The sequence below is a fragment of the Paraburkholderia sp. GAS448 genome (genome assembly GCF_050435685.1).
In the GTDB taxonomy this organism is placed as follows: domain Bacteria; phylum Pseudomonadota; class Gammaproteobacteria; order Burkholderiales; family Burkholderiaceae; genus Paraburkholderia.
The window spans coordinates 562,408-574,427 of the sequence record NZ_JBNDKT010000002.1; the positions used below are offsets into that span (position 1 = coordinate 562,408).

Genomic DNA, 12,020 nt, shown 5'->3' on the forward strand with positions numbered 1-12,020 from the left:
AACCCGCGCACCGCATCGGCTGTTCGATGCGCCCTGACTGACTGCTGCGGCCCGGCGAAACGCCGGCCGCAGCAGCCCGCATGTCGGCCGGACTCGCTCGCGGAGGCTGGATAGCCCTTATTGAAGCTGAATATTGACGTGACTATGATCCAGACGCAGCCAACCCGACTGCTGAGCGGAGAACGTTATGACGGTATCAGCCCTGCGGTGTGTAGTTCGCCAGCTTTGTGTACCTGTTCTGACTGCCGTGTCCCTGGCCACGGCCTGCCTGATTCCGGCGACGGCCGGTGCGGCTTCCCTGCCGGATAAAACCCTCGTATTCTGTTCCGAAGGCAGTCCGGCTGGTTTTGATACCGCGCAGTACACCACCAGCGTCGAATTCAGCGCGGGGTCTTACACGGTCTATAACCGTCTCGTCGAATTTGGCCACGGCAGCACGGATATCGAGCCGGGGCTCGCCGAAAAGTGGGACGTCTCCGACGACGGCCTGCAATACACCTTCCATCTGCGGCCAGGCGTGAAGTTTCAGACCACGTCGTTCTTCAAGCCGACGCGTGAATTCAACGCGGACGACGTCGTCTTCACCTACGAGCGGATGCTCGATCCGGAGCAGCCGTTCCGCAAGGCGTACCCCGTCCCGTTTCCGTACTTCAGCGATCTCGGTCTCGCGAAAAACATCACGAAGATCGAGAAGCTCGATCCGTATACGGTCCGCTTCACGCTGACAGAAGTCGATGCGCCGTTCCTGCAGCAGATCGCGATGCCATTTGCGTCGATCCTGTCGGCCGAATATGCCGATCAACTGCTGAAGGCAGGCAAAGCTGCCGATATCAACCAGTTCCCGGTCGGCACCGGGCCGTATATCTTCCGTAGCTACACGAAGGACGACACGATCCGCTTCGATGGCAATCCGGACTACTGGAAGCCGGGCGTCGTGAAGGCGGGCAAGCTGATCTTCGCGATTACCGTCGACCCGGCGGTGCGCCTGCAGAAGTTAAAGCGCGACGAATGTCAGGTGATGAGCTATCCGCGTCCGGCGGATATCCCGCAGATCAAGGCCGATCCGTCGCTGAAATTGCCGAGTCAGGTGGGCTTCAATCTCGGCTTCATCGCGTACAACACGACGAAAAAGCCCCTCGACAATGTGCTGGTGCGCCGCGCGCTGGACATGTCGATCAACAAGAAGGCGATCATCGAATCGGTGTATCAGGGCGCGGGTCAGGCCGCGACCAATCCGATGCCGCCGACGCAGTGGGGCTACAACAAGAGTCTGAAAGACGCACCGTACGACATCGAAAAGGCCAAGGCGCTGCTGAAGGAAGCGGGCCTTCCCGATGGCTTCGACCTGACCTTGTGGGCCATGCCGGTGCAGCGCCCGTATAACCCGAATGCGCGGCTGATGGCTGAAATGCTGCAGGCCGACTGGGCCAAGATCGGCGTGCGGGCCAAAATCGTCACTTTCGAGTGGGGCGAGTACATCCGGCGCGGGCATGCCGGCGAGCATGAAGCCATGCTGATCGGCTGGACCGGCGACTACGGCGACCCGGACAACTGGCTCGGCGTGTTGCTGGGCTGCGACGCCGTGAACGGCAGCAACTTCTCGAAATGGTGCTACAAGCCCTTCGACGACCTGATCAAAAAGGGCCGTGGCACGACCAATATGGCCGATCGCACCAAAGCCTATATGGATGCACAGGTCATCTTCAAGGATCAGGTGCCGTTCACGCCGATTGCCCACTCCACGGTCTATCAGCCGCTGAGCAAGAACATCACCGGCTTCAAGATCGATCCGTTCGGGCCGACACAATTCTGGGAGGTCGGTCTGAAGTGAAAAAATGACCTTTTTTGTTCCGAAGGCGCACACTAATCTTGATGCCGGCTGCTGCGGCAGTGCAGCAACCGGTGTCAAGCGGTGTTTCCGATCGTGAACACAGGGAATTTCCTCCGCTTGTTCGGGTGAGCCTTGCTCAAGTAATATCGCGCTACACCGGCGGTAGCCGGTTCCGAACCTGGAGGAAACATGAAGCAAAACAAACTGTTGCGCGCCGCGCGTCTGACCACGCTCGTCGCCGCTGCAGCGGCATCGATGGCCGTGTCCAATATTGCGGGCGCTGCCGGGATTCCGAACAAGACCCTGGTTTACTGCTCAGAAGGCAGTCCCGCGGGTTTCGATCCGGCCCAATACACCACGGGCGTGGATTTCACGGCCAACACGTTCACCGTTTATAACCGCCTCGTCGAATTCGAACGCGGCGGCACCAAGGTCGAACCCGGCCTCGCCGAAAAGTGGGATGTTTCCGCCGATGGCAAGACCTACACGTTCCATCTGCGTCACGGTGTGAAATTCCAGACCACGTCGTTCTTCAAGCCGACGCGCGAATTCAACGCGGACGACGTCGTGTTCTCGTTCCAGCGCATGCTGGATCCGAACCAGCCGTTCCGCAAGGCGTACCCGGTGCAGTTCCCGTACTTCACCGATATGGGCCTCGACAAGCTGATCACTAGCGTCGAAAAGGTCGACCCGTACACGGTCAAGTTCACGCTGAAGGAAGTCAACGCCCCGTTCATCCAGAATCTGGCGATGGAATATGCGTCGATCCTGTCGGCGGAATATGCGGACCAGTTGCTGAAGGCCAGCAAGGCTGCCGACATCAACCAGTTCCCGGTCGGCACGGGCCCGTTCATTTTCCGCAGCTACACGAAGGACGCGACGATCCGTTTCGACGGCAATCCGGACTACTGGAAGCCGGGCGCCGTGCAGATCTCGAAGCTGATCTTCTCGATCACGCCGGACGCCGGCGTGCGCGTGCAGAAGATCAAGCGCGACGAATGCCAGGTGATGAGCTATCCGCGTCCGGCCGACATCGCGCCGCTGAAGGCTGAGCAGAACATCGCGATGCCGTCGCAACCTGGCTTCAATCTCGGCTATCTCGCGTACAACGTGACGCACAAGCCGGTCGACAAGGTCGAAGTGCGTCAGGCGCTCGACATGGCGATCAACAAGAAGGCGATCATCGAGTCGGTGTACCAGGGCGCAGGCCAGCCGGCGACCAATCCGATGCCGCCGACGCAATGGTCGTTCTACAAGGATCTGAAGAGCCTGCCGTACGATCCGGCGAAGGCGAAGGACCTGCTCGCGAAGGCGGGCTACGCCAACGGCTTCGAGCTCACGCTGTGGGCGATGCCGGTGCAGCGCGCCTACAACCCGAACGCGCGGCTGATGGCTGAAATGATCCAGGCCGACTGGGCGAAGATCGGCGTGAAAGCGAAGATCGTCACGTACGAGTGGGGCGAGTACATCAAGCGCGCGCACGCTGGCGAAGACGACACGATGCTGATCGGCTGGACTGGCGACAATGGCGATCCGGATAACTGGCTCGGCACGCTGCTCGGCTGCGAAGCGGTCAATGGCAACAACTTCTCGAAGTGGTGCTACAAGCCGTTCGACGACCTGATCCAGAAGGGCCGCACGACGTCGGATGTCGCCCAGCGCACGGAGCATTATGTGGAAGCACAGAAGATCTTCGCGCAGGAACTGCCGTTCTCGCCGATGGCTCACTCGACGGTGTACCAACCGGTCAGCAAGAAGGTTGTCGACATGCGCATCGAGCCGCTCGGCTATGCACGCTTTGATGGTGTTAGCGTGAAGTAATACTGACGCAGTAAGCTTTTCGTACCATTAGAAAACTGGTCGAAATGGTCCGGCGACCGGGGTCACGAGCCCTCGTCGCCGGTTGCGTTTTTTCCTTTCATCCAAGAGTCAAGACCAGAGGGACGAACCATGTTCCGATTCGTTTTGCGCCGCATCGGAATGGTGATACCGACTTTCATCGGCATCACGATTCTGGCGTTCGCGCTGATCCACCTGATCCCCGGCGACCCCATCGAAGTGATGATGGGCGAACGTGGGGTCGATCCGGCGATGCACGCTGCTGCGCTGCACCGCCTCGGGCTCGACGAGCCCCTGCCGATGCAGTACATCCACTACGTCGGCCGTGCCCTGCATGGCAATCTCGGCATGTCGATCATCACCAACACCAGCGTGATGGGCGAATTCCTTGCCCGCTTTCCCGCCACTGTCGAGCTGTCGTTCTGCGCGTTGCTGTTCGCGTTGATCCTCGGTCTGCCGGCGGGCGTGTTCGCTGCGTTAAGACGTGGCACCGTGGTCGATCACGGCGTGATGGGCACGGCGCTCACCGGCTACTCGATGCCGATCTTCTGGTGGGGGCTGATCCTCATCATGGTGTTTTCCGCCAACCTCGGCTGGACGCCGGTGTCTGGCCGGATCGCAGTCGAATACGACATTCCGCACGTGACCGGCTTCATGCTGGTGGACGCGCTGCTTGCTCCCGACGAAGGCTCGTTCAGGTCGGCCGTGAGCCATCTGATCCTGCCGGCCATCGTGCTCGGCACGATTCCTCTTGCTGTCATCGCACGGATGACGCGCTCGGCGATGCTCGAAGTGCTGCGCGAAGACTACATCCGCACTGCGCGGGCAAAGGGGCTCGCGCCGGCACGCGTGATCGTCGTGCATGCGCTGCGTAATGCGCTGATTCCCGTGGTGACGGTGATCGGTCTCCAGGTTGGGACGCTGCTCGCAGGCGCGGTGCTGACCGAGACGCTGTTCTCGTGGCCCGGCATCGGCAAATGGCTCATTGATGCGATCAGCCGGCGCGACTATCCGGTCGTGCAGGGCGGGATCCTGATGATTGCGACTTTGGTGATCTTCGTGAATCTGATCGTTGATCTGTTGTACGGCGTGTTGAATCCGCGCATTCGCCATACGAGGTAAAAGACTCATGTACCCCCACGCTCACATTCGTTCGCTGCCCCCCGAGGGGGCGCATGCCTCCCTTGAGGCGGCTCTGCGGGAGGCATGATGGCAGACATCCAAAATACAGTCCCCACAGCAGTAACGCCGCCCAGTGGCCGCGCACTTGCAGCCCGTGAATTCTGGGCAAACTTCTCGCGCAACCGTGGCGCCGTGACAGCGGGCGTCATCGTGCTGGTGTTGATCGTCGTCGCGATCTTCGCACCGCTGATCGCGCCGCACAGCCCGATCGAGCAGTATCGCGACTCCGTGAAGATTCCGCCGGCATGGCTTGCAGGCGGTAACTGGAAGTTCATCCTCGGCACTGACGAAGCGGGCCGCGACATCCTCTCGCGTCTGATGTATGGCGCGCGGCTGTCGTTCTGGATCGGCTTCGTGTCGGTGGTGCTCGCGCTGATTCCCGGCATCGTGCTCGGTCTGATCGCCGCGTTCTTTCAGAACTGGGCCGACACGCCGATCATGCGCATCATGGACGTGCTGCTCGCGCTGCCGTCGCTGTTGCTCGCGGTCGCGGTCGTCGCGATCATCGGCCCGGGTTTGACCAATACGATGCTTGCAATCGCAATCGTTGCACTGCCGGGTTATGTACGTCTCACGCGCGCATCGGCGCTCGGCGAACTGCAGAAGGAATACGTGACGGCTTCGCGCGTCGCGGGTGCGGGCACGCTGCGTCTGATGTTCTCGCAGGTGCTGCCGAACTGCACCGCGCCGCTGATCGTGCAGGCGACGCTCGGTTTTTCGTCGGCGATTCTCGATGCCGCGGCACTCGGCTTTCTCGGCCTCGGCGTACAACCGCCTTCGGCGGAGTGGGGCGCGATGCTGGCGTCGGCGCGCGATTACATCGACAGCGCATGGTGGATCGTCACGATGCCAGGTTTCTCCATTCTGATTTCGGTGCTGTCGATCAACCTGCTCGGCGACGGGCTGCGTGATGCGCTCGATCCCAAACTGAAACGGATGGCCTGAATGGAACAGCCCCAACACTCACTTCATTCGCTGCCCCCCGAGGGGGCGGGTCAGCACGCTTCGGGCGGCCGTGCGCGTGCTGACAGCAATCTATTGACCATCCGCAATCTTTCGGTGAATTTCAGCGGCTTGCCCGCTGTCGACCGGATCAACCTGAACGTGGCGCCCGGTGAAGTGGTAGGCGTGGTCGGCGAATCGGGCTCGGGCAAGAGCGTGACGATGATGGCGCTGATGGGCCTCATCGACGCGCCCGGCAAGGTGACCGCCGACGAAATCACCTTCGACGGCAAGGATCTGCTGAAGGCTTCCGCGAGCGCGCGCCGCAGGATCATCGGCAAGGACATCGCCATGGTCTTCCAGGACGCGCTGACGAGCCTGAACCCGAGCTACACCGTCGGCTACCAGATCAAGGAAGTGTTGAAGCTGCACGAAGGCCTGCGCGGCGACGCGCTGCACCGGCGTACGGTGGAACTGCTGGATCAGGTGGGCATTCCCGACGCGAAGAACCGCATCACGTCGTTTCCGCACCAGATGTCGGGCGGGATGAACCAGCGCGTGATGATCGCGATGGCCGTCGCGTGCAATCCGAAGCTCTTGATCGCCGACGAGCCGACCACCGCGCTCGACGTGACGATCCAGGCGCAGATCATGGAACTGCTCGTGAAGCTGCAGAAGGAACGCGGCATGGCGCTCGTGCTGATTTCGCACGATCTCGCTGTCGTGTCGGAAGTCGCGCAACGCGTGGCCGTGATGTATGCGGGCGAGATCATCGAGACGAACCGCGTGCCGGATATCTTCGCCGCGCCTCATCATCCGTACACGGAAGCGCTGCTGGCGGCGATTCCCGAGCATAACGTCGGCGCGGTGCGGCTTGCCGCGCTGCCGGGCATGGTGCCGGGTCGCGATGACCGGCCGCGTGGGTGCCTCTTCGCGCCGCGCTGCAAGTACGTCGTCGACGACTGCATGAAGGCGCGGCCCGCGCTCGGGCCGTTGCCGAATCATGGTGAAGCGACCCAGGTGCGCTGCATCAAGCCGCTGAACCTGACCGGCGACGCGAACGTCCACACGAAAGCACAACCCCAGGGAGGCGCACGATGAATGCAGTACCCGAAACGCGGCGCCCTCAGTCCACGGGCCCGTCGCACGACAAAGTGCTGATCGCCGACCAGCTCGCGCGGTATTACACCGTGAAGCGCGGCATGTTCGGCCATGGCACGGTCAAGGCGCTCAACGGCGTGTCGTTCTCGCTCGAGCGGGGCAAGACGCTCGCCGTGGTCGGCGAGTCCGGCTGCGGCAAGTCGACGCTCGCGCGGCAACTGACGATGATCGAAGCGCCGACGGCCGGGCGTCTTCTGATCGACGGTGAAGATGTCGCGGGTGCCGATCATGCGAAGATCGCGGCGTTGCGCCGGCGTGTGCAGATGGTGTTTCAAAACCCGTTTGCATCGCTGAATCCGCGCAAGACTGTCGAACAGACGCTCGGCGAGCCGCTGGCGATTAACACGCAGGCGAGCGCCGCCGAGCGCGCCGAACGGATCGCGCAGATGATGCGCACCGTGGGCCTGCGGCCTGAGCACGCCAAACGCTATCCGCATATGTTTTCGGGCGGTCAGCGTCAGCGCGTGGCGATTGCGCGCGCGATGATTCTCGATCCGCAGATCGTCGTTGCCGACGAACCCGTGTCCGCGCTCGACGTGTCGATCCAGGCGCAGATCCTGAACCTGTTCATGGACCTGCAGGACCAGTTCAAGACGAGCTACGTCTTCATCTCGCACAACCTGTCGGTAGTCGAACACGTCGCCGACGATGTGATGGTGATGTACTTCGGCGGCGTCGTGGAACTGGGCGACAAGAAGACGATCTTCGGCCGGCCGCGGCATCCGTACACGCGGGCGCTGATGTCGGCGACGCCATCGATCTTCGAAGCCGATCGTCGCATCCAGATCAAGCTGCAGGGCGAAATGCCGTCGCCGCTCAATCCGCCGTCGGGCTGCACGTTTCATCAGCGCTGCCCGTATGCGATCGACCGCTGCCGAAGCGAAGAGCCGAAGCTGCGCGAAGTGGATGGCCGTCAGGTGTCGTGCCACCGTGCCGAGGAGGTAGGGGACCCGGATGCCTGATGCGTTGGCGGCGCGTCGTCCTGCGCGCCGCCTGCGTGAAGGTGGGCGGTGTGTCGTCTGCACGGCCGCCTTCACTGTCGTGCTTGCGGCTTTCTTGATGGCCTTCTTTCTGGCCGCATTGATGGTCGTCTCCTGGGGTGCCGGCGTGATCGGCAGTGCTGTTGTCAGCGCTGTTGTTTGCGTCGTAACCCGATCTGGCGGCCTCATCGTTGTGCTCGAGCGGCGCTGGGCGGCGTCGCGGCTCGCATGCGCTTCGCTCGTTCTGGCGCCGTGCGGCGTGCTGCTGCCGATTCCGCTGGCGTATGCCGCGGGTGCGTCGGCGAATACGCCGGTGCAGGCCGGGCGGCCGGTTGCGGGCGCACCTGCGCCTCCTGCCGCGCCGCCTGCCGCGCTGCCCGGTTTCAATCCGCCGCCGGCGAGTCCCGGCACTACGGCCGGTGGTCCGGTGCGCAGGCAGCCCGCGCGCATGCCGTTCTATGTCGCCACGCGCGGCACCACAACCATTTACGTGCTCGGCACATTGCACGTTGGCGACCCGTCCGACTATCCGACGGACCAGCCGTTTCGCAAGTCGATCCTGGCCGCGCTCGCGGCTTCACCCATCCTCGCGCTCGAACTGTCGCCCGACGATCTGCTGGTATCGCAGGACGACGTGTCGAAATACGGCGTCTGTACGCACGAATGTTTGCCGCGGCTGTTGCCGGAGCCGTTGTGGCGCAAGCTCGCGTACCGGCTGCGTGGCAATCCCGCGGCGCTCGAAGAGATCAAGAAGATGCGGCCCTGGCTCGCGTCGCTGCTGGTCGAAACCTACGATTCGCTGAGCGCCGGCCTGCAGACCGAGTACGGCACCGAAGCACAGTTGCAGAACGTCTACCTGCGCACGCGCGGCAAGATCGTGGGCCTCGAGACGCTGTCCGAACAGATGCGCGCGTTCACGGGGCTGACGCTCGCGCAGCAACGCGAAATGGTCGCGCAGGATCTGGTGCAGACGCCCGCTGAGAACGTCGCCGATGTGCAAACGTTGCACCGTCTCTGGCAGGTGGGCGATGCGGACGCGATTGCGGCGTGGGAAACGGCAAAGTCCGAGAAGCTGGCACGTGACCAGCGGCTGTCCGCTTCGATCGACAACAAGATCGTGTTCGATCGGAACCGGCGTTTCGTGTCGCGGATGATTGCGATCGCCGCGCCGAACAAACCCGTATTCGTCGCGATCGGCGCGCTGCACCTGGGCGGACCGAAGGGCGTGCTGGCGCTGTTGAGGCAGCGGGGATTCGTGGTTGAGCCGGGGTGACGAAGGGTGATCAGGGGCGGCGTCATGCGCCGCGCCCGATCGCACCACACGGCCGTTCTTACAGGAACATCAGGAAGTTCAGCAGGAGAATGTTCACGACCAGCATCGGCAGCGCGGTCGGCACCTGAACCTTGATCACCGCGTTCTTGTCCGGCAGTTCGAGCAGCGCAGCCGGCACCATGTTGAAGTTCGCGGCCATCGGCGTCATCAGCGTGCCGCAGTATCCCGAGAACATGCCGATCGCGACCATCACGGCCGGGTTGCCATGAAACACACCGACGAGGATCGGCACGCCCACACCACCCGTCATCACCGGAAACGCGGCGAAGCCATTGCCCATCACCATCGTGAAGAGCGCCATGCCGATGCAGTACACGGCAACCGCGACGATCCGATAGTCGAGATTGACGTAAGCGATGGTCAGATGCGCGACCGCCTTGCCGACACCCGCGTCCGAGAACACGAGGCCGAGCATACCGAGCATCTGCGGCAGCACGGCAGCCCACGACAGGGCATCGACGAGCCGTCGCGCTTCCTTCATCGACTGGCCGACGGTATCGCGTGTCATCACACAGGCGACGGCAAGCGCGATCACGCACCCGATGCCGAAGCCAATCAGCGTGACGTTCTTCAGTTCGATGAGCGGCATGCCGCCGAACACGAGATGGCTGGCCGACAGCGTCAGCACGACCGTGACGACCGGAATCGTCAACGCGGGAATGAAGAGCTTGTTGCCAAGACGCCTCGCGCTCGCACGACGAACTTCTTCGGACAATACCTTGGGCTTCGCTGCCGTGACGCCGCCAAAACCGGCGATCACCGCCATGACGATCACCAGCACGCCGACGACTTCCGGCGGCAGCCTGTCGCCGACAAGGAAGATCAATGCGTAGAGGATCCAGAAGCCGCCCGCGGTGAAGCGGCGCGGATGTTCGCGATCCGTGATGATCATGCCGCCCACGATCAGCAGCACAATCCCCAGCAGCCAGAACAGGTAGTTGATCGTGATCATGCGCGGTCTCCCGATGCGCCCGCGGCCGTCCGGGTTGCCGCCGGCTTTTGTGCGGCGCCGCCTGCTGAGAGGTTGCCGCGCAGTTCACGTTCGAGTTTGCGGTCGAGCAGCCAGAGCCGGAAGCCGTGGATCAGGAATGCGCAGACTGCGGTCGGGATGCCCCACACGGCCACATGCATCGGTTCGACGGTGATGCCTGCTTCTTTAAGGAAGGTGACCATCAGCACGATCGCACCGAATGCGACGAAGATGTCCTCACCGAAGAAAAGCCCGACGTTGTCGGTTGCCGCCGAGTACGCGCGCAGACGGAAACGCACCGCGTCGCTGATCTTGCCGAAGCGGCTTTCGGTGGCGCCCTCGGCCATCGGCGCGATCAGCGGACGCACCATCTGCGGATGACCGCCGAGCCCGGTCAGCCCGACTGCTGCAGTCAGTTCACGCACCAGCAGATAGACAATCAGGAGACGCCCTGCAGTCGCCGCCTTGATGCTGGAAATCCACATCTGCGCACGCTCGCGCAGGCCGTGCCGTTCAAGCAGCCCGATGACCGCGAGCGGCAGCAGGATGATGAGCGGGATGTTGCGGGTCTTGATGAAGCCAGTACCGATCGCCGCGAGGATCTTCTCGGGCGGAAAGTGCGCGGCGAGTGCGGTGGCGATGGCCGCCGCGGCCACGATCAGCATCGGGTTGAAGCGCAACACGAACCCGACAATGATGACGGCCACGCCAATGAGAGGCCATAAACTGACTGTTGTCTGCATGTGGATCTCCAAACAGGGTTTTTCCGGTTGAACCGGTTGCCGCTCGTGGCGGCGCGTATTGAACGGCGCGTGGGAGTGCCGCGGGTCGTCCTCGCTTTAGCGGCTCCAGGCGGCCGCATCGACTTCATCGTTGTTGCTGGTGCTGCGGTGCCTCAACTTCGGCGTTTCAGAACTGCCTCTTCTACTTCCATACTTCGATGATCTCTGCGGCATCTGGCAAACGCCCCGCATGAAGCGGGGCGTTGGGCAATCGTGCTCGTCGGGAGGTTCGCGCTGTTCAGACGCGCGCGGCGCTGGCCGCATGAACGTCGATCCCGGCTTCAGCGAACGCCGCGCGGATGCGCCGCGCGAACGCGAGTGCGTGCGGGCCGTCGCCGTGCAGGCAGATCGTCTGGGGGTTGAGCGGAACCCACTGGCCGTCGACGGCCTGCACGCGCCGCTCGCGCACCATCGCGAGCGTGCGCTTGAGCACGACGTCTTCATCGTCGAGCAGGGCGCCCGGCTCCTTGCGCGGCACGAGCGAGCCGTCCGCGCGATAGCCGCGGTCGGCAAACACTTCTTCGATGGCGGTCAGGCCGGCTTCACGCGCTGCCGTTACGAGCTCGCTGTTGGCCAGCGCGAACATCGCCACCGACGGATCGAAGTCGTGAACCGCCGAGGCAATCGCATCGGCGATCTTCGGGTCGCGTGCGGCCTGGTTGTAGAGCGCGCCGTGCGGTTTGACGTGCGCGATGCGGCCGCCTTCGGCCTGCGCGATCGCCGACAGCGCGCCAAGCTGGTACAGCACACCGGCATAGATGTCGCCTGCCGGCAGGTCCATCTCCTTGCGGCCGAAATTCTCCGGATCGTTGAAGCTCGGATGCGCGCCGATCGACACGCCTTTCTGCACCGCCCAGCGCACGCACTCGCGCATCGCGTTGGCGCCGCCGGCGTGCCAGCCGCACGCGATGTTCGCCGAGCTGACAAGATCGAGCAGTGCCTCGTCGGATCCGCATCCTTCGCCGAGATCGGCGTTCAAATCGATTTGCATGGTGTTCCC

Annotated in this window: 10 protein-coding genes; 7 read left to right on the top strand and 3 right to left on the bottom strand. The window is 63.0% G+C overall.

What is annotated here, in order from left to right; translation table 11 throughout:
- Nucleotides 1-187 precede the first annotated feature (187 nt).
- The 7 genes from P3T23_RS06140 to P3T23_RS06170 all read left to right on the top strand — a co-directional run bounded on the left by P3T23_RS06140 (nt 188) and on the right by P3T23_RS06170 (nt 9,208).
- Complete coding sequence (locus P3T23_RS06140; protein ID WP_429315280.1) at nt 188-1,831, top strand: ABC transporter substrate-binding protein; 1,644 nt, start codon at nt 188-190, stop codon at nt 1,829-1,831.
- A gap of 189 nt (nt 1,832-2,020) precedes the next feature.
- Entirely contained in the window at nt 2,021-3,652 is a 1,632-nt protein-coding gene (locus P3T23_RS06145; protein ID WP_429315281.1) for an ABC transporter substrate-binding protein, read from the top strand.
- Nucleotides 3,653-3,781: 129 nt separating this feature from the next.
- Nucleotides 3,782-4,792 carry an ABC transporter permease subunit gene (locus P3T23_RS06150; RefSeq protein ID WP_429315282.1) on the top strand — a complete coding sequence of 337 codons (1,011 nt, stop codon included), beginning with the start codon at nt 3,782-3,784 and terminating at the stop codon, nt 4,790-4,792.
- An 87-nt stretch (nt 4,793-4,879) separates the two neighbouring features.
- Entirely contained in the window at nt 4,880-5,797 is a 918-nt protein-coding gene (locus P3T23_RS06155) for an ABC transporter permease subunit (RefSeq protein WP_429315283.1), read from the top strand.
- A gap of 93 nt (nt 5,798-5,890) precedes the next feature.
- Entirely contained in the window at nt 5,891-6,895 is a 1,005-nt protein-coding gene (locus tag P3T23_RS06160) for an ABC transporter ATP-binding protein (protein ID WP_429315362.1), read from the top strand.
- The gene (locus P3T23_RS06165; RefSeq protein WP_429315284.1) at nt 6,892-7,917 is read left to right on the top strand and encodes a peptide ABC transporter ATP-binding protein; all 1,026 of its coding nucleotides are present in this window, start codon (nt 6,892-6,894) and stop codon (nt 7,915-7,917) included. The genes P3T23_RS06160 and P3T23_RS06165 overlap by 4 nt, the downstream gene beginning before the upstream one ends.
- Nucleotides 7,910-9,208 carry a TraB/GumN family protein gene (locus P3T23_RS06170; protein ID WP_429315285.1) on the top strand — a complete coding sequence of 433 codons (1,299 nt, stop codon included), beginning with the start codon at nt 7,910-7,912 and terminating at the stop codon, nt 9,206-9,208. Before P3T23_RS06165 ends, P3T23_RS06170 begins: the two co-directional genes overlap by 8 nt.
- 58 nt (nt 9,209-9,266) lie before the next feature.
- On the opposite strand, the gene P3T23_RS06175 is transcribed toward P3T23_RS06170, so the two are convergent.
- The 3 genes from P3T23_RS06175 to pxpA all read right to left on the bottom strand — a co-directional run bounded on the left by P3T23_RS06175 (nt 9,267) and on the right by pxpA (nt 12,011).
- The gene (locus P3T23_RS06175; protein WP_429315286.1) at nt 9,267-10,220 is read right to left on the bottom strand and encodes a DUF979 domain-containing protein; all 954 of its coding nucleotides are present in this window, start codon (nt 10,218-10,220) and stop codon (nt 9,267-9,269) included.
- Complete coding sequence (locus P3T23_RS06180; RefSeq protein WP_429315287.1) at nt 10,217-10,981, bottom strand: DUF969 domain-containing protein; 765 nt, start codon at nt 10,979-10,981, stop codon at nt 10,217-10,219. Before P3T23_RS06180 ends, P3T23_RS06175 begins: the two co-directional genes overlap by 4 nt.
- Before the next feature lie 277 nt (nt 10,982-11,258).
- On the bottom strand, nt 11,259-12,011 hold the full coding sequence (gene pxpA / locus P3T23_RS06185; protein WP_429315288.1) for a 5-oxoprolinase subunit PxpA: 753 nt from the start codon (nt 12,009-12,011) through the stop codon (nt 11,259-11,261).
- Nucleotides 12,012-12,020 lie beyond the last annotated feature (9 nt).